The organism is Vibrio sp. 10N.261.46.E11, from assembly GCF_041472735.1.
In the GTDB taxonomy this organism is placed as follows: domain Bacteria; phylum Pseudomonadota; class Gammaproteobacteria; order Enterobacterales; family Vibrionaceae; genus Vibrio.
Map to the genome: position 1 here is coordinate 258,547 of NZ_JBFRQW010000002.1, position 19,676 is coordinate 278,222.

Consider the following 19,676-nt stretch of genomic DNA (forward strand, 5'->3'; position numbering starts at 1 on the left):
GGATTTTTATAAACAGAGCCTCTTCATTAATCTTCTATTAGGTATTAGAGCGCTCTTCTGAAGATCGGCTGTTTCTTGTTTTTGAAATAGAACAACGCGCTAATTAAAACGAACAATAAGGCGAAGTAGTAGCAGAACGAAGATAGTGATGCTAGGAAGGCGAGGTTCTGTTCTATCTCTTGCTCGGTGTAATTATTAGAGACCAACTTATAGTAGTAGGCATACAAAATACCGATCAAGCCATACCCAAGGTTAAACATCAGACCTTTAAAACTTAGGACGGTAGCTCGGTTGTGTGATTCGGTTTTTCTATTCAGATGGTAGCTGATGAATATGTTCATCGTCATGATGATAAAGATCAGCACTAACGCCGGTATTACGCCATAAACCGACCAACCTAAACTGATCCAATAGTAGGTCGCCATGCTTGCTAACCCCATGACTAAAACAAAGGTTTTAGGCTCGATGCTTTCCGCCAATCTACGGCTTTGTCCCGCCAATATGATTTTGAGTAAACTGATCCCTGCGCCAATAAAACCAAAGTAGAGAATTGGAATATCAATAGCCAGATAGTATTGGCTGTTCATGGTTAGGAACATTCGCGAGGTGTGTTCGAATAGACTGTAGTAGAGCAAGATGAACAGCACGTAAGGCGTAGCAAGTACCCACTTACCTGTGTCAGCCGTTAATTTAAGGCTGGCGATGGTGGTTGCTAATTTGCTTTGATCGCTTGGCATCACCTTTTTCTCTTCGCGCATGTTAACTGCGGCATAAATGGCGATCATTGCGACAAACAGGGTAGCGAAAACAGGAATTCGCATCAGGTCTTTAGTGCTTTCTGGCTCGGCTAATCCTAGGAAATCAAAGATGTTCGCCATAAAGTTCACGTCATACATCGCCGCACCAATTAGTGTGACAAAGATACCGACGGTTGAGGCGACACGAAGCTGGATTTGCAGCACTCTCGGCCACAATTCTTCATTGCCTTGCTCTTTCAAAGTGTCGTAAGCCAATGCCTCGTCGGCGCCGCTGGCCAGTGCCATTGCTAAGCCACTGAGAATTCGGTTAACCAGAAACACAATGAAGACTAGATTGGCATCTCCGGTCGGCACAAGAGCGATCATGGCGATCTCAACAAACATCACGATCGAAGACAGCACCACCAGTTTCTTGCGACCTAAGGTATCGGCGAATGCCCCTGATGGTACTTCCGCAAGCACAATGGTCGCCGCCCAAACTACGTTGAGCATGGCAAACTGAGAAAGGGTCAAGCCGTAATCTAAATAGAGTAGGGTGAAAATAGGGTAATAAAAACGCGCAAAGTAGCTGCTTCTGAACATCAAGAAGTAGCGGACATTGGGAATTTTCAGGATTTCTTTGAGCGTCATGATAATTTCAGTACTTTAAATAACACATTATGATGTATAAACCTTTTTGCTTTATAAATCATGGAATTGTTTCACGAGTTAAACAAGATATAATTCATCTACTTACCTGGAAGTGTAAGGTTATTGTTCTAAAAATCAATGGACTAGAATCAATGCCGGTCAAGTGAATATTAGATGCTGTAAAGTTATAGAGCCAATTACCCCAATGCAAAACTCTCTGCTAAGAAGGACTTTTGACGCGAGTTTTGATTAACTATTGAATTGCTCTGCTGATATTACTGGTTTAATCGTGATGATCAGATGATCAGATGATCAGATGATCAGATGATCAGATGATCAGATGATCAGATGATCAGATGATGAGTGAGATTACGGTGTTTAATACTAATTCTCTGTTTCCTTAGAAGCGTTAGACGTTGCGTCTTTTCTCAACCAACTATCAAGCACGTTTTGTAGTGCATCCAATGAGGTTGGCTTTTCAAGTCGACCATCCATTAACTGATTGATCATGTCGAGTTCACGTTGTCCTGATTCACCAGACAAAGCAATAATTGGTGTTTGAGGTGAGCGTGCCTTAATGATCAAGCTTGCGTCAAAGCCGTTCATTACTGGCATTTGTACGTCCATTAAGACCAAATCAACCTTGTGTGTTCTGAACAACTCGACGGCATTTTTCCCGTTTTTGGCTTGCAAACTGTTAACGCCCATTCGGTTCAAATACATCTGAACAAGCGTGCGCTGTACCTCTTTATCATCGACAATAAGTACTGTCGGTGCAAGATGGCTTGATGCTGGTTGATTTTCTGCTTGCGTGCGTTCTGTTAGCGCACTTGCCGGTTCAGGCTCTTTATTACCGCTTGGGGTTTGGGTCTCTGGTTTTACATCAGCTTCGGCTTTATCTTCCATTGATTGGTTGTGTTTCCAACCGTTGAAATTAGGCGTACGCAGCGTCTCCGCTTTTGGAGCATTGGGTACAATAGGGAAGTACAAGTGAAACTCAGTAAATTCACCAAGTTTGGAATGGCATTCTACCCTGCCACCAAATGAACGCATCACTCGTTGGCAATAACCCAGACCTAAGCCGCTACCACCGCTTTTTTGGAAAGAGAAAAAGTCATCAAAGACCTTATGAACAATGGCTTCGTCAATGCCGGGGCCGGTATCACGAAATATGAGAACGTTCTCGTAAGATCCTGTTTTGGTGCTGATCTCAATTTGGCTGTCTGGGTAAGAATCAAAGTAATAGATTGCATTGCGTATCAGGTTGAAAATGACGAAGTTGAATAGGGTTTCATTCAGCTTTGCCACAAAATCAGCGTGTTGCGGTAAACGAATGCGCTCAATGATTTTTTCATTCTCAAAGCCATAGTGGCTGACAGCTTGATCCACGGCCTTGTGGATTGAGGTCATGGTGATTGGCCCGTGCTCAGGTGAGCTGTCACTGACTTCTCGCAAGATGATGTCAATCAGTTGCCGTCCGCGTTGAATTGCTGCTTGGCCACTCTCAATGTCAGTCAAGATTTGTTGAGTTGGTGCTTGATTATCAATGTGCTGCTTTAACACCTCAAAATGCAGTTGCACTTGAGCCAGTGGATTACGCATTTCATGAGCGATTGAGTTAGCCAGAGCACGACTTTGGCGAATACGCCTGTCGGCTTCGATTGTGCTTTGTACTCTAGTTAACAAGGTTTGCAGTGCAGAGATCTCTTCATTAGAGAACATACGATTGTTGCTTTTGTGCGATGATACTAGCAAGTGTGTGACTGATTTTTTGTGTCCAAATAGTGGCATGACCAACGCGGTGTTGTTCGAACTCATCTTGTCATAAAGTGCTTTTAGTGACCGCTTAGCTGGCTGAGTATAATCGAGTTTTTCAGAAAGCTCATCGAACACTAGAACGGATTTTGTGCTAGATAGGTAATCTTCGTAGAAGGTTTCGTTGTAATTGCTGTTAACTAGTCGAAGCTTGTCTTCTGGGATTTGCAGTTGGCTACCTAAACGGCGCATGGCATCGTCAATCGACAACTTGAAGTCTTCTTCTAATGCGAGGATTTGTTGTACCGGTGTCTTTTTGTTTCTGAAGACAAGTAATGAGGAGTAAGGACTTACGCGTTTGTAGAGTAGATTCCAAGCGACGCCGATCATCGCACTAATAGGGATGGCTAAAAGCCATTGGTTACCGTCAGTTAGGGGGATAAATACCGTACCAAAAGGTAGCAACAATATTGCACACACCAACAGCACATTAAGGCTTATGTATGTAAGGTATTTCAAACTGTAGAAGCGAGAGGTCAGCAGTGCATAGCCAAAAAATAACATCTCACTGAGCGACAAGGCTGGGGGAAGCCAAGTGAGTGAGAAGTCACGTAGGAAATAGGCAATGCCAATGTGAATCGTTGCGGTAGATAGCATGAATACCAAGATGCCCGTAATCATGTAGTTGGTTTTGGCTAATGTTAGCTTGCTGCTATTGGCACGCATGGTCACTAGATTAGTCAATGTAAGGGCAATCAAGCTGATAACCCCCATGAAAAAGTAGGGTGTATGCGGGCCAAACTCGATCACGAATTGGCTTGGAGCAGTAATGGTGACATCTTCTACCGTTAACCCTGGGGTCAAATTGATATAGAAGGAGTAGCCCGTCATGCTCGCGAGAATGGTTTGTTGCCACCTATGGATTTTACCACTGCGGTTTTCGGCTGCGAGCTGACACGAGAAGTAATACGCAAAGGCAAAAGCAAGGAAAGAGCTGAGGTTGGCCAACTTTGCTGCGAATATGGCTGCTGTGGTACCAAGTCCTGGCAAAAAGCCGGTGTGGAAGTAGGCATTACTGCTGATCCACGTAATAATACAGATGGAATATGCGATGTAAGGTACATGGTGTGTCCCCACTATCGCTTCGTTCTTTTGTTTAAGGCGATAACAATAGTAGAACAGCCACATTACAACAACAGCGACCGTTGCAAGCAGAGTGATGGCTTTAGCATAGAACATCGCCTCTAGCCCAAGATCAAGCGTCTTCATATTATTTGCCACGCTGTATTTTTATTTTCACGGAGGCACCGTCTATAGTCTCGAAAGTTGACATGATTGAATGCCTTCAACATCAGTTCAATATTCCATAACCCGCGGTAAGTCACTAAGTTCGTTTCGTTCAAGTCACAAGACCCTAGCGGCAAGTATGCTTGTGGTTCGATAGCCTTGTAAAAATCGAGTATCAAAGGTTGATCTATAATGGTGAAACCAATTTTATAGCCCGCTTGATGTAACAAGTTGAGCATCTCTTTTTGAGCAAGATAAAGAAAGTAGATTTTTTGTTGAATATTTCCACTCACGGTTAGGCGTAGAATTTCACATACAGCTTGCATTTCGGCTAATTGTAATTGGAACTTATTATCGAACTCTGGAATAGAGTCACACTTTGATAGGGCCGGCGGAGTAAAAATATGTAGCTCTGCCAGTCCCTCATAGCCACGTTCGGATAAACTGTACTTCCATTTTTCATTGCTAAACATGGGGGCGTAGCTTAGCCAAGTTTCATATTTTGACCAATCTTGAATTAGGGCTGAAGAGACTAGGGTTGGAAAGGCTTCATCTGTTGGGTGTTTGAGTAGAATAAAGTGCTTACCTGTTTGTGATAAGTGGAGTAAAGGTAGCATCTCATACCACTTCTCACCTTTAATAAAAACCTCAAGGTTGCTTAAAGCAATAGCATCGCTGATTGGTACTCCTTGAGGGCAAGTTGGCGTTTGTACTATGAGTTGACTATTTTCTATTTGGTCAATGATTACACCATAGTAAGCACTATCTTTAATGGGCAGATCCATAGGATAAAGGGCATGGGTGCTCAATGGTAATTTTGCTTTGATTGCGGAAATTTCACATTCACACCAAAAGTCTAACCAATGCATATAGCACTGTCCTACAGCCTCTTCCAGCAGAGCAACCTCTGCGGATAATGTACTTGGGTAACGTTGAATCAGATCGCGGTAGTCCATTACTTCAAACATTACAGAGTCGCTTTTTGTTTGATGTTCAGGGAAAAGCAATTCTATTTGGCTTCGACGATGTTCTGCCACTGTTTTGAAAAGAGCCGTGCGCTGTTGCGGTTGATAAGTGTGGAGTACGAGTTCAACCAGAGCGTGTTGTTTTTTTTCGATAGGCAGGCTGCTAGCCAACAGTGAACCTAAAGACGACATTAATTCCATGTAGTGAACCGCCTAAGTTTATCTAATTATTTTTATGTGACTTGTACCCGTTTATGAGAGATGTATCTATGGCTGATGTTTGAGAGTAGTTACTTTATAAAGTTGTCCTAACTTTTTGTGCGTTTAGTTTCTCAAAAACAAGCTGCATTTAAAGTGGGAGTTTACTACTTGTACTAATCCTAAACAACATGGTTTCGCTATTTTTCGATCAATTCATGAACCCCTAAATTAGTGTGTTCTCAAATATTTACTTGTCTGCTTATTGTCCGGCTTTGGTTTTCTGACAGTGCTCTGTATTTATTGAGTAGTTACACCATAATCTCTGATGAAGTGATGACATTCGAGGTCTAAGCTTGCCTGCATATGAAACATCATTACGGGTAATCTCTCGTAAATGACTGAATGAACGATGTAGAGAGGATTCATGAAAAAAGTACGATTAACATCATTACTTGGATTAGCAGCCGTGTTTAGTGTTGCAGTGTTAGCAGGGTGCAGTCAGGAGTCTGATGTTTCTGCTAAACCACAAGAGAAAGCGAATCCAATCTGTAGCACTAAGAACCTGACAGGTGGTTGGTCACAAAGCGATGTTACCCCAGAAGCCAAGCAAGCTTTAGATGTGGTTCTTGGACAAATGAATACCTCAGCAAAGCTCGAAAAAATCTTGAGCGTTCGCACTCAAGTAGTCGCGGGTTTGAACTACGCGATCGAGTTTGAAATGGATAATGGTCAGGTGTGGAACACTGTTGTTTATCGTTCTCTACAAGGTGACATCGAAATGATGCAACCTGCACAGAAAGGTCGTTTGTGTCCATAGATTAGCTGGTCCATAAATTAACTAGTCCATTGATTAACGAGCATGTAAAAAACGTCACACTTAAAAAGGGTTCCTAGATTAGGAGCCCTTTTTTATTCTGAATAGTGTTTACGTAATGAACCTAATTAACTGGTCAGTTCCGGCTCTGACAGCTCTTGTACACAAGCTCGGCTGATGTCTTCATCAATGTAGGCCATTCCAAGTTTATTGAGATAATCCATACGCTCCGCTGTTCGAAGCTCAATGTCTGGGCCTGCGATGTTGTTCTCTTGATAAACCTGAGCCATGTGAGCCATGAACTGCTCGCCCACACTCATCATTAACAGGCTCATCGCACCCACGTCCGGTCTTACTTTAGCATGTTGCTTTTCAGACAGGTTTACCGCTAACACGATAGGTTGTTCTTCCCCTTCGAAACGAACACTGCGCTCACGAACGGTTTGTTGCGCCCAGTAATACGCCAGCTCTTTACTCTGAGTCAGAAACACAGGTTCAACCGACTCGGTGTAGTTGTTGCCAATCGTTGCCATGGTTTTTGAAGCGGCTTCATTGAGTGCTTTGTCTCCAGAGCGTTTCAGCCCTTGACCTTTAATTGAAGCAAGCAAGGCTGAAGACGTGCCGTGATACCAAGTATCACCCGTTGCGAAACCATTTTCTGATAGCAGCGTTTTTGCATCTTGTAGGTGTTTAGGTATTGAAGTCATAGGCACTCTCAATCAAAAGAAAGATCAACAAACAGGAATCTCAACAAACATGAATACAGTTAGCTTAAACAGATGTTGCTTAGCTGACCGTGGTGTAGAACACAATTCTTAGACTTTGAGATAAAGCCGGCAGTACAAGCTTTATCTCAAAGCCTTCCCCCGGTCTTACCTAAGTAAGAGAGAAGGGCGGGGGAGGCTTTAGTGTTAGCGACTAATCAAAAGTGTTAGCGATTAATCGAATTGGTTAGACGTATTCGCTTCGCCCGCTGCTTTCAGTGCATTCTCACCAGCGAAGTACTCTTTGTGGTCATCACCGATGTCTGAACCAGACATGTTTTGGTGTTTAACACATGCGATGCCTTGGCGGATCTCTTTACGTTGAACATTTGCAACGTAACCCAGCATGCCTTGGTCGCCGAAGTACTCTTTCGCAAGGTTGTCGGTGGACAGCGCTGCAGTGTGGTAAGTCGGTAGCGTAATCAAGTGGTGGAAGATACCCGCTTCACGAGATGCGTCCGCTTGGAATGTACGAATCTTCTCATCAGCACTTGCAGACAGTTCAGTTTCATCGTATTCGGCGCTCATTAGGTTTGCACGGTCGTAAGCAGATACATCTTTACCTTCAGCAACCAATGCATCGTAAGCTTGCTGACGGAAGTTTAGCGTCCAGTTGAATGATGGAGAGTTGTTGTAAACCAGTTTCGCGTTAGGGTGTACTTCACGTACGCCGTCCATCATCTCTTTGATTTGACCGATATGTGGCTTCTCAGTCTCAATCCAAAGTAGGTCAGCACCTGCGTTAATCGCTTCAATACAGTCAAATACACAACGGTCTTCACCGGTACCTTCACGGAATTGGTATAAGCCTGAAGGCAGACGCTTAGGTCGAACTAGCTTGCCGTCACGGTTGAAGCAAACATCGCCTTCTGCCATATCTGCAACATCAATCTCTTCAACATCTAGGTATGAATTGTAGATGTCACCTTGGTCGCCCGGCTCTTTCACTACCGCAATTTCTTTTGTTAGACCAGCACCTTGTGAATCGGTACGAGCAACAATGATGCCGTTGTCGATGCCTAGTTCAAGGAAAGCGTAACGAAGCGCACGAAGTTTTGCGTGGAAGTCAGCGTGTGGAACCGTAACTTTGCCATCTTGGTGACCACATTGCTTCTCATCGGCTACTTGGTTTTCGATTTGTAGACAACAAGCACCCGCTTCAATCATCTGCTTAGCCATTAGGTAGGTCGCTTCTGCGTTACCGAAACCTGCATCGATATCCGCGATGATTGGCACCACGTGTGTTACGTGATTGTCGATTTTGTCTTGGATAAGGTCTTGTTGGTTAACGTCGCCTGCTTCACGTGCAGCGTCTAGCTCACGGAATAAACCACCCAGTTCACGTGCATCAGCTTGGCGCAGGAATGTGTATAGTTCTTCTACTAGGCCTGCAACCGATGTTTTCTCATGCATTGATTGGTCTGGAAGTGGACCAAAGTCTGAGCGAAGTGCAGCAACCATCCAACCTGATAGGTATAGGTAGCGGCGATCTGTCTTGCCATTAAAGTGCTTCTTAATCGAAATCAGCTTTTGTTGACCGATAAAACCATGCCAGCAACCTAAAGATTGAGTGTATTGAGAGCTGTCTTTATCGTAAGCCTCCATATCCGCACGCATGATATCTGCCGTGTATTGCGCGATATCTAGACCTGTTTTGAATTTGTTTTGAGCTCGCATACGAGCAGCAGATTCAGCATTGATTGCATCCCATGGAGCACCTGCAGCGCTTTTTGCAACTTCTATCATTTCGATATCTTGTGTAATTTGCGACATAACTATTCCTTAGTTTCACGTGGGGTATGGTTGCCAAATTGGCTTGGATTAAAACTTTGCTATGGACAAAGAATAACCACGCATGTGATAATTTTGTTAATTTATAGTTATTATATTCGGTATTTTTCTTATGAATATTGCTCGTATAGACCTTAATTTACTTGTGTATTTAGACATGTTGCTACGTGAAAGAAACGTTACACGAGCGGCAAATCAATTAGGAATAACTCAACCAGCCATGAGTAATGGACTGCGCCGATTGCGTGATCTGTTTGAAGACCCGCTATTGGTGAGAACCAGTGAAGGGATGGTGCCGACCGAGCGCGCGCAAAAGTTGCAACCTCTGATCCGCAACATCTTGGCGAATGTAGAAAAGACACTCCAACCGACCACAGAGTTTAATGCAGAAGACAGTGAACGCGTGTTTCGTATCATGGCGAGTGACTATGCGGAATCGACCATTATTCAACCGCTATTGAAAAAACTGAGCGAGATAGCGCCGAAAATACGACTGGATATAATGACGCCAAGTGATGTGAGCTATCAGGATGTAGAACAAGGAACAGTGGACATTATCATCAACCGTTTTGATGACATTCCACAGTCCTTTCACCAGATGAGCCTTTGGCACGACGGGTTCTCTTGCCTATTTAGCTGTGATAATCCAATAGCCGATAACTTTGATATTTTGTCTTATTTAAAGGCGCAACATATCTGGGTAAGTAAGACGGGGATGGGAACCGGAGTCGGGATCAATCCAAGTGAAGCGCAAAAGCTCGGTTGGATAGATGAAGCCCTTATTCGTATCGGAAAAACACGCAATATTACGGTGTTTACTCGACATTACCTATCAGCCATTCTCTTCGCTCAACAGAAGAATCTGATCCTGACCATTCCAACCAAAGCCGCGCAACTGCAGCGAAATAATCCAAGGCTGTTGATCAAACCTGCTCCTTTTGCGATTGAACCGTTTGAAGTGAAAATGGCGTGGAGTCCATTATTACAAACCAATCCAGACCACCAGTGGATGCGTCGCTTGATTAAAAGTGTTGCCAATGAAATCGAGAGCGGAGTGACGGAATAACACAGTTTGTAGGGTATTTTTTATATGAATATCCAATATAACTGGCATAAATTAGCTAAATTTATGTCCGTTGCGTAAATTTATTCAGTAGTCATCAGTTAGCTTGAGAGAGATTTTATGAGCAGTCGTATTCAACAGGGAAGCTTGAACATTGATAGCACCCTCTACCAATTAATTAATGAGCAGGTAATCCCTGGAACAGGCATTGTCGCTGAAGACTTTTGGCAATCTTTTGCAACCATCCTTGAAGATTTGGCTCCTAAGAACCGCGCATTGCTTATAAAGCGCGACGATCTTCAACATCAAATTGATGCCTGGCACCAAGAGCGTGCTGGACAAACGCTAGATGCGGCAGAGTACAAACAGTTCCTACAACAGATCGGCTACCTAGTCCCTGAAGGCGATGATTTTCAAGTGACAACAGCAAATGTCGAGCCAGAAATCGCCACCCAAGCAGGACCACAGCTTGTCGTTCCAATTATGAATGCACGTTTTGCACTTAACGCAGCAAACGCGCGTTGGGGCAGTTTATACGATGCGCTTTACGGCACCGATGTGATCAGCGAAAGCGACGGTGCAGAGAAAGGTGGAAGCTTTAACCCTGTTCGTGGCGCTAAAGTCGTGAGCTATGCTCGCGGGTTCCTTGATGACGCCGCACCGCTGAATGGTGTTTCTCATAAAGACGTGACCAAATACAGCATCAGCGATGTGAGCATTGGCAACACGCTGACAGCAACGCTAGATAATGGCGAAGAAGTCACTCTAATTGATCGCAACCAGTTTATTGGTTATCAAGGAGACGCAAGCGCACCTTCTTGTATCCTGCTTAAACACAATAATCTCCATATTGAAATTCAAATCGACCCGAGCGCGCCAATTGGTAGCGTCGATGTTGCAGGTATTAAAGATGTGCTGGTGGAATCGGCACTGACCACGATTATGGATTGCGAAGATTCGGTCGCTGCGGTTGATGGTGAAGACAAAGCATTGGCTTACCGAAACTGGTTAGGCTTAATGAAGGGCGACCTGCAAGAGTCGCTAGAGAAAAACGGTAAAACCATTGTTCGTAATCTTAACCCCGATCGTCAATACACCAGTGTGACGGGGGGTGAAATCTCACTTAAAGGTCGCAGCATGTTGTTCATACGCAATGTGGGCCACCTAATGACTAACCCTGCGATTATTGATGCAGAAGGTAATGAAGTGCCTGAAGGTATCATGGATGGCATGGTGACATCGCTCATCGCGATGCACGATTTAAAGGGTAATAGCCCTTACCAAAACTCGACCGCGAACAGCATCAATATTGTAAAACCTAAGATGCATGGCCCTGAAGAAGTGGCTTTCACCAATGAATTGTTTGGTCGCATTGAGGATGCACTAGGTTTAGACCGCTTCACCATCAAAGTCGGCATTATGGACGAAGAGCGTCGTACCTCTGTGAACTTGAAAGAGTGTATTCGCGCAGCCAAAGACCGTGTGGTGTTTATCAACACAGGTTTCCTAGACCGAACGGGTGATGAGATCCACACCAGTATGGAAGCGGGTCCTTTTGCTCCTAAAACACAGCTGAAAACCATGACATGGATTGGCGCGTACGAAGATCAAAACGTTGATCTTGGCTTAGCTTGTGGCCTGCAAGGTAAAGCCCAGATTGGTAAAGGTATGTGGCCAGAGCCAGATAACATGGCCAAGATGATGGACGCAAAAATTGGACACCCACAAGCCGGAGCCAATACCGCTTGGGTTCCTTCTCCAACCGCGGCGACTCTGCATGCCTTGCACTATCACAAGGTGAGTGTTCCTAGCCGTCAGAAAGAGCTTCGTGAGCGTGTGAGAGCAAATGTTGACGATATTCTTACTATCCCGTTGCTAGGCAATCAAAAGCTGACAGCTCAAGATATCCAAAATGAACTGGACAACAACACGCAAGGTATTCTTGGTTACGTAGTTCGTTGGATTGACCAAGGTGTCGGTTGTTCGAAAGTGCCTGATATTAACGATGTAGGGTTAATGGAAGACCGTGCAACGTTGCGTATTTCAAGCCAACACATTGCTAACTGGTTACGTCACGGTATTTGCGAGGAAGCCCAGGTAATGAAAACTATGAAGCGCATGGCAGCAGTGGTTGATGAGCAAAATGCTGGGGATCCAAGCTACCAAAACATGGCGCCTGATTTCGAAAACAGCATTGCGTTTTCCGCAGCGTGTCAGTTGGTATTTGAAGGCTGTGCTCAGCCGAGTGGTTATACCGAGCCAGTGTTACACGCGATGCGCCTAAAACTGAAAGCGCAGAGTATTTGAGTCGGAAAGTGCTAAATCGCAGATAAGCGAAAGCACAAAAAGCCTAAATCACTGAAATAGGAAAGTGATCTAATAACAAAAACAGAGAAAGAAAAATACTAAAAAAAGAAACCCCCTTTAACCGAGCCCAAGGTGCCGCGCTTTATAGCGCGGCTTTTTTTTGGTTTTTGGTTAGATGTGGGAGCTGAGTTTAGAAATGAAAAGCAGTTATCTTATCTATCACCAAACCTAATTTTCGCCAAAACCTTAATTCCCCCCGAAGCTTAGTTGCCACCGAAACATAAATACTTTATATCCATGTACTCATCGATGCCTTCTTTAGCGCCTTCACGACCAATGCCTGACTGTTTAACCCCACCGAAAGGGGCAACCTCAGTTGAGATCATGCCGTCATTAATGCCAACCATACCGTACTCAAGTGCTTCTGCTACCTTCCATACACGGTGGATATTCTGGCTGTAGAAGTAAGACGCCAAACCATAAATGGTATCGTTGGCCATCTCGATAAGTTCTTCATCGGTTTCGAATTTCATCACAGGCGCGACTGGGCCAAAGATTTCTTGTTGAACGATGTCCATGCTGTGTTTTACATCTTTAAGAACCACAGGTTGAATGAACAAACCGTCAAGCGCTTGAGTTGAGGTTACAGGCTGCGCACCTTGTTCCATCGCTCGGTCAATCAAACCTTGGATGTTTTGTTTCGCCCTTTCACTGATCACAGGGCCAATAGTGACGCCTTCATCTAAGCCGTTGCCAATTTTGAGCTGCTGAACGGCTTGGTCGAATTTTGCTACAAACTCGTCATGCACCTTGCTATGAACGTAGAAACGGTTCGCACAAACACAGGTTTGGCCTGCATTACGGAATTTTGAAGCCATTGCGCCTTGAACGGCCGCGTCGATATCCGCATCGTCAAACACGATAAACGGTGCGTTGCCGCCCAGTTCCATTGAAGTGCGCTTAATGCCTTTCGCCGCTTGAGCCATCAAGATACTACCGACTCGAGTCGAACCAGTAAAAGAGATCTTTTTGATCAGTGGGTGTGATGTGAAAAGCTCGCCAATATGTTCAGGGCTATCGCCAAGTACGACTTGAAGTAGATCTTTAGGAATGCCCGCTTGGTAAGCCAATTCAACCACAGCAAATGCAGAAAGCGGTGTCTCGTCTGAGGGCTTCACAATAAAACTACACCCAGCCGCTAGAGCTGGTGCGGCCTTACGAGTGATCATCGCAATCGGGAAATTCCACGGTGTAATGGCACATGCTAAGCCAATTGGCTGCTTGATCGTCACTAAACGCTTATCCCCAGCAGTACTTGGAATCGAGTCACCATAAGTGCGCTTCGCTTCTTCGGCGAACCATTCAATAAAGCTTGCACCATACACCACTTCGCCCGTTGCTTCTGCTAACGGCTTACCTTGTTCAATGGTCATTAGGCGAGCAAGATCTTCTTTGTTTTCAAGGATCAGTTGATGCCAACCACTTAGCAATGCAGCACGGGATTTAGCGGGAATTTTTGCCCACTCTTTCTGCGCAACATGAGCACGTTCGATAGCGCTCTCTAACTCCGCCTCAGATGAGATAGGCGCATGGCCAATAAGTTCACCTGTTGCTGGATTGCTCACGGCAACCGCGTTATTCGCTTCTGTCACCATAAAAGAGAGTAAGCGCTGGTTCTTAATGTTTAGCATCGTGATTCCTTTGTTGTGATTACTTTAGACGTGCGGGTTGGCGAGTGATTAAATGACTTCGACCAAATGTTCATTGGTCGAAGCTTATGGTTACTACTCAATAATACAGTGTTTTTTGTTTTCGAGACGTCCCCGCCCCCGCTTTTTTCCTGAAATGATTACCATAGCGTTGCGTGTTGACTGTGATTGAGTTGGTAATTACACAAAATCAAACAACACGTAAAAGTGTGTCTAGTGAGCTCTCAGCCCAATTAAATAAAGGGCTGGGGGCGAAAATTCCGGTTTGTGTAAAAAATCAATTTAGTAAAATTCACAGTGTGAAATTTTTGTTGTGAAATTGTTTCAAAAATACAAGTAGTATGAAATACATGGAAGCGACACAGCAAAGAACAATTTTGAACAAGGTCAATCAGGATTTTTGACCTACATGAAATTCAAAGCCGTAAGAGGGAAAGATTATGAATATGCTGACACTAGACAAAACAGAACTTCACAGAAACCATTCAACATTTATTGCTGAAGCTGTCTTTGCCGTAGAAATGGTGAAAGCAGACAAGCAACTCGAAAAACAAAAAATGGCGAAACAGTTACTTGATACTCTATTCCCTCTAGAGGCGGGTTCACACGAAGATGCAGTGAGCTACGAGATTGATTACCGACATGTTCAGGTTTATTTCAAAAACGGTGAACACACCGGCCTGAAACGCGCTAAGCATTTTGTAGCTTACACCGGTGACAAGTCTAAGCCTTCAGCAATACTATTCCGCGATGAAAGTGGTACACACGTTGAAGTGACAATCGGCGCTCGTAAAGGCACAGGCCGTCTGGAGTTAGTTGATATTCAAGATATCCAATTAGAGACGTGCACCACGTTTGGCCAAACTGAGGCTAGCCGTTCTTCAGGTATTCGTCACTGGGTGAGCTTAGTAAAAGGTGATGAAAGCGGCCGCCCGAATGCATCAAGTGAAGACAAAGAGTTCACGGCGAAGAATGGCGAAGACTACAACCTAGGCTTTTGCTTCGCGATCTAATGTGCTGTCTTTGAAATATGAAGTGCTGCTCTGCTAGACGTAGCACTGACATTTGAATACTGATTTCTCTTTTACCTTTGGTAATTTCCCCGCCCCTATAGCGGGGCTTTTTTCTTAGAGCTATAAATAAATTGGGTTGTTGTTGATTTTATCTTTAGAAAGTTTGAATGAGATTTTGCAGTGCGTTATTTTAATTTAAAGCACTGTATTTAAACATTTTTACTTGTTTATTTTATTCTGTTTTTATTGGCTTAACTATCACTATTGACGGTGGTTTGGGTGACTATTGAGCTAAAACTCAGTCAAAATGCTTTGAGCTGTGCTATAATTGGCGCCTTGGGATTGAGCCAGTAAGTCCATTTATCACCAACCATTGTGATTTTTATCGCTTCTATTTAGGTGGTGCGGCGAGCCAATCAAGTAGTAATTGGATATGGAGAGCGTCCTTATATTCGTTGATTCGGATATGTGAACATCATAATTTATGAGTTTTAAATCAAAAAAATACAGTATCGATTCTACTGACTATCAAGTTGGTCAAGATAACGTCAGTAAATGGGGCATGGATGTCCACAACACCGTCTTCATAGCCTCAGTAGGCTTATCTCTTCTTTTCATCATCACTCTTCTTGCTCTTCCTCCAGCAGACGCTAAAGCTGCTATTGATTCTATTAAGGGTGCTGTTTTATCAAAGTTTGACTTCCTGTTTATGTGGGGAGCTAACATCATGCTGGCGTTTGCTGTTGTTCTAGCATTTTCACCGTTGGGTAAGATTCGCCTAGGTGGCGAAGACGCGACGGCGGACTATTCGATGTCATCTTGGATTGCGATGTTATTCGCAGCGGGTATGGGTATCGGGCTTATTTTCTGGGGTGTTGCTGAGCCAACCGCGTTCTTCACTAACTGGTTCGGCACACCATTAGATGCAGAACCTTTTACAGAAGCAGGCCGTGAACTGGCACTAGGTGCAACCGTATTCCACTGGGGCTTTCATGCATGGGCTATCTATGGCATGACGGCGCTTTGTCTAGCGTACTTTGTTTACAACAAAGGCTTACCGCTATCAATGCGTTCTGTGTTTTACCCAATACTGGGTGAACGAGTTTGGGGGAAAACAGGTGATGTGATCGACGTACTAACGGTACTGGTTACTCTGTTTGGCCTTGCAACTTCATTAGGCCTAGGTGGTACGCAAGCAGCAAGTGGTATTAGCCACGTGTTTGGCTTGGAAAACAACATCTACCTTCAGCAATCTATTATCGTTCTGATCATGGGCTTGGCGATCATCTCTGTTATGCGTGGCATGGACGGTGGTGTTAAGTTCCTAAGTAACCTGAACATGGTTATTGCGTTCGTATTCCTTGGTCTTATCGCTGTATTGAATTTTACGACAGTGCTTGATTCTGTGGCGACTGCGGCAACGGGCTATGTGAAAAACATCGTAGCTTTGAGCCAAAGTGCGGGTCGTGAAGACACAACATGGCTGCATGGCTGGACTGTGTTCTACTGGGCATGGTGGGTTGCGTATGCACCATTCTTCGGTATGTTCGTAGCGCGTATTTCTAAGGGCCGTACGGTGCGTGAGTTCCTACTTTGCGTACTGATTATCCCAACATTGGTAACGTCGGCTTGGATGTCGATCTTCGGCGGCGTGGCTATCGAGCAAGTAATTAACCATGTGGGACAACTTGGCTTCGACCAAGGCATTACAGACGTATCTCTAAGCTTGTTCTACATGCTAGATGCTTACTCGTTCGGTAGCATTCTGTCAGTTCTCGCAGTCGCGCTGATCATCGTGTTCTTCGTTACAACGCTAGACTCAGGCTCTATCGTTATCGATGGCATGACAGCAGGTGGTAAACTAGAAGTACCGGTGAAACAGAAAGTGGTTTGGGCGGTTATCTCTGGCGCAATCGCAATGGTAATGCTGTGGATTGGTGGCACTCAATCTATCCAAGCTCTGCAATCGATCACGATTATTGCAGCACTGCCGTTTACGATCATTCTTCTTATTGGCTGTTTTAGCTTGTTGAAAGGTCTACTGACTGAAGTAGATAAAGGACAAGAAAACGTTAGCGAAACCGCTAAATAAAGTAATCGAGTATGGGGAGTATATAGTTCGCTAATTACTCCTTATTCAGCGTTATTTCAAAGCTCTCTTGTACTGTGTGCAAGGGAGCTTTTTTATGCCCAAGAAGAAATCAAAGACAAGTAGAAAAGACAAAAAAAAGAGCCACAAGTGAATCGTCACTTATGGCTCTTTTTAGTTTTAGGGATTAGTTCTAAGGGACTAGCTACTAGCTACTAGCTACTAGCTATTGGCTTACGCGTTCAATTCATGTTGAATAACGTAATCCAGAGCACCGACTACAGCAGCAACTTGAGCATCATTACACTCTTCGTCTGTCACTTTGTCGCTGTCTGGGTAAACCTCAGTGGTTGTTCCGTACTTACAGTCGGTCACACCGCCACATAAGCCAAGCTTCTTCATTGGGTAGTTAATTACACCATGTTGGGTAACTTCAGAACCAATGATCTTGCCGTCTGCATCTGCTGGCGCAATGTGCGTTACTTTTTCTACTGAAGCAATTACTGCCGCTTGGAATTCAGGCTGCGGGTTTTCTGTATCACCCACGGTGTAGAAACCGTCTGGGATCATACCTTCGATGTACTCAATACCATCACGAGCTGCGAGTGCTGGTCGGAATTCAGTTTCATCAGAGTCTGTCGTCTCATGCAGGTCAACGTGAACCAATACTTCTGGCAGAGACGCAACTAAGGCACGTAGGTTTGCTGATTCTTCAGCAGGCGTACCGTCATAGAAAGAACGGTTTGGATCAACAGCATTTGGGTTCCAGCGATTAATCACTTCGTAACCCCAAGGGCTCACACACGGTGCTACAACAATGTTGAAGTGCGCCGTGTATTTCTCTGCTTGAGTCGCTGCGAATTTGATCGCGCCATGCACACCACTGGTTTCGTAACCGTGAACGCCACCTGTAACCAGAATGGTCGGCTTTGACTCGTCCCAGATTTTGCTCTTAATTGCGAAAAGTGGGAAGCGAGCTTCGTCGTAGCTCAGTGCGCCGTATTGTTCGATATCAAAATGGTCTGCAAGTGCTTTAATCTTTGGTACAACTTCTTGCTGGTATTCACGCTTAACCGTTCGTTGAGCTAACCATGCTTCACGTTCTGCTTGTTGCCATTTTTGTCCTGGCTTACCGATTGGGTAGGTGTATGTGCTTTCCATCGTTTATCTCTATACGGTACATTGTGATGAAGTGAGAATAATCAGCAGAACGCTATCATGCAACTCTTATCGGATCTGTGTATGGAATGGGGTGCCTGGTATTTATAACAAGCTAAGCTAAGGCGTCTTACGACGATTAATATAAGGTAAAGATCGGGATATACGCCAAATTAAGCTCATGAAAAAAGCCAGTAACTTGTGCTACTGGCAAAGCAATATCGTTAACTGATATCAAGATATATATGAGCGGCATTGAAACGAAAGGCTTTGTTTATCGAGCCCCTTTATTTCACCGCCTAAGCGCCTATTTTACAGACCAAGCAATCGTCTCACCGCCACGGATTGGCACAACAATGTCTGAACCGAAAGGCATTGTTTCAGCAACATTCCATTCTTCTTTAACGAGCGTGATTGTGTCTGAGTTACGTGGCATGCCGTAGAAGTCAGGGCCGTTGTGGCTCGCGAATGCTTCTAGGTTCTCAATCTTGCCTTCTAAATCGAATACTTCTGCGTACAGTTCTACTGCTGCGTGCGCAGTGTAAGAACCCGCACAACCACATGCTGACTCTTTAGCACCTTTTGCGTGTGGCGCAGAGTCTGTACCTAAGAAGAACTTCTTGCTACCGCTTGTTGCCGCTTCGATAAGTGCTAACTGGTGCGTGTTGCGCTTAAGGATAGGTAGGCAGTAGAAATGTGGCTTAATGCCGCCAACCAGCATGTGGTTACGGTTGTAAAGCAAATGGTGAGCGGTGATGGTTGCCGCTACGTTCTCGTTAGCGTTCTTAACGAAAGTCGCAGCATCTGCCGTCGTGATGTGCTCTAGAACGATCTTCAGATTAGGGAAGTCATTAACAATCGGCGCTAGAACAGTGTCTAGGAACTCTTTTTCACGGTCAAAGATATCAACATCGTGAGCTGTTACTTCACCGTGTACTAGCAGCAACATACCTACTTCTTGCATCGCTTCAAGTACGTGGTAAATCTTTTGAGCTGAGGTTACACCTGAATCAGAGTTAGTCGTCGCGCCTGCAGGGTATAGTTTCGCTGCTACAACAGCACCAGATTCTTTCGCTTTGCGAATTTCGTCAGGTGTAGTGTTGTCTGTCAGGTAAAGTGCCATTAGAGGCTGAAATTGTTCGCTTGGCTGCTCTGCCATGATGCGTTCACGGTAAGCTAAAGCCATTTCGGTATCGGTTACCGGTGGGATGGTGTTTGGCATGATTAACGCTCGACCATTGTAGCGGCTGATATCGCGCACTGTATCTTTTAATACTTCGCCATCGCGTAGATGAACGTGCCAGTCGTCAGGACGAGTAATCGTAAGTTGTGTCATTGAAGGCTCCCACCATTTGAAGTGTTATGTAGTTGG

The 19,676-nt window shown here is 44.6% G+C and carries 13 protein-coding genes; 5 read left to right on the top strand and 8 right to left on the bottom strand.

The genetic code is table 11. From position 1 onward, the window contains the following. Positions 1-44 precede the first annotated feature (44 nt). The 3 genes from AB4407_RS01530 to luxM all read right to left on the bottom strand — a co-directional run bounded on the left by AB4407_RS01530 (position 45) and on the right by luxM (position 5,596). A complete protein-coding gene (locus AB4407_RS01530) occupies positions 45-1,388 on the bottom strand; it encodes an MFS transporter (RefSeq protein WP_372117919.1) in 1,344 nt (447 codons plus the stop codon). A gap of 384 nt (positions 1,389-1,772) precedes the next feature. After that, positions 1,773-4,412: a response regulator gene (locus AB4407_RS01535; RefSeq protein WP_372117922.1), complete on the bottom strand. Its 2,640-nt coding sequence runs from the start codon at positions 4,410-4,412 to the stop codon at positions 1,773-1,775. Further along, positions 4,409-5,596 carry an acyl-homoserine-lactone synthase LuxM gene (luxM, locus tag AB4407_RS01540; RefSeq protein ID WP_372117924.1) on the bottom strand — a complete coding sequence of 396 codons (1,188 nt, stop codon included), beginning with the start codon at positions 5,594-5,596 and terminating at the stop codon, positions 4,409-4,411. Before luxM ends, AB4407_RS01535 begins: the two co-directional genes overlap by 4 nt. A gap of 424 nt (positions 5,597-6,020) precedes the next feature. Between luxM and AB4407_RS01545 the strand changes: the two genes are divergently transcribed. Further along, positions 6,021-6,413, top strand: coding sequence for a cystatin domain-containing protein (locus AB4407_RS01545; protein WP_372117926.1), 393 nt, complete (start codon positions 6,021-6,023; stop codon positions 6,411-6,413). Positions 6,414-6,538: 125 nt separating this feature from the next. On the opposite strand, the gene AB4407_RS01550 is transcribed toward AB4407_RS01545, so the two are convergent. Together AB4407_RS01550 and AB4407_RS01555 are read right to left on the bottom strand one after the other, a co-directional pair. Beyond that, a complete protein-coding gene (locus tag AB4407_RS01550) occupies positions 6,539-7,117 on the bottom strand; it encodes a hypothetical protein (RefSeq protein WP_372117928.1) in 579 nt (192 codons plus the stop codon). A 231-nt stretch (positions 7,118-7,348) separates the two neighbouring features. Continuing rightward, positions 7,349-8,947, bottom strand: a complete 1,599-nt coding sequence (locus AB4407_RS01555) for an isocitrate lyase (protein WP_372117930.1) — start codon at positions 8,945-8,947, stop codon at positions 7,349-7,351. A gap of 130 nt (positions 8,948-9,077) precedes the next feature. Between AB4407_RS01555 and AB4407_RS01560 the strand changes: the two genes are divergently transcribed. Further along, positions 9,078-10,031 carry a LysR family transcriptional regulator gene (locus AB4407_RS01560; RefSeq protein ID WP_372117933.1) on the top strand — a complete coding sequence of 318 codons (954 nt, stop codon included), beginning with the start codon at positions 9,078-9,080 and terminating at the stop codon, positions 10,029-10,031. Between the two features lie 117 nt (positions 10,032-10,148). Continuing rightward, positions 10,149-12,335 (top strand): malate synthase G, encoded by a 2,187-nt coding sequence (locus AB4407_RS01565; protein ID WP_372117936.1) that lies wholly within the window; start codon positions 10,149-10,151, stop codon positions 12,333-12,335. Between the two features lie 263 nt (positions 12,336-12,598). Here the strand turns inward: AB4407_RS01565 and AB4407_RS01570 are convergent, their stop codons facing one another. Next, positions 12,599-14,026, bottom strand: a complete 1,428-nt coding sequence (locus AB4407_RS01570; RefSeq protein ID WP_372117938.1) for an NAD-dependent succinate-semialdehyde dehydrogenase — start codon at positions 14,024-14,026, stop codon at positions 12,599-12,601. 458 nt (positions 14,027-14,484) lie between these two features. Between AB4407_RS01570 and AB4407_RS01575 the strand changes: the two genes are divergently transcribed. Both AB4407_RS01575 and AB4407_RS01580 read left to right on the top strand, forming a co-directional pair. Then, positions 14,485-15,057, top strand: a complete 573-nt coding sequence (locus AB4407_RS01575; protein WP_017070684.1) for a malate synthase — start codon at positions 14,485-14,487, stop codon at positions 15,055-15,057. Between the two features lie 484 nt (positions 15,058-15,541). After that, positions 15,542-17,149, top strand: a complete 1,608-nt coding sequence (locus AB4407_RS01580) for a BCCT family transporter (protein WP_372117941.1) — start codon at positions 15,542-15,544, stop codon at positions 17,147-17,149. 231 nt (positions 17,150-17,380) lie between these two features. Here the strand turns inward: AB4407_RS01580 and AB4407_RS01585 are convergent, their stop codons facing one another. Both AB4407_RS01585 and pyrC read right to left on the bottom strand, forming a co-directional pair. Beyond that, entirely contained in the window at positions 17,381-18,307 is a 927-nt protein-coding gene (locus AB4407_RS01585) for a M14 family metallocarboxypeptidase (protein WP_372117943.1), read from the bottom strand. A gap of 304 nt (positions 18,308-18,611) precedes the next feature. Then, positions 18,612-19,640: a dihydroorotase gene (gene pyrC, locus AB4407_RS01590; RefSeq protein ID WP_108194321.1), complete on the bottom strand. Its 1,029-nt coding sequence runs from the start codon at positions 19,638-19,640 to the stop codon at positions 18,612-18,614. Positions 19,641-19,676: the final 36 nt, after the last annotated feature.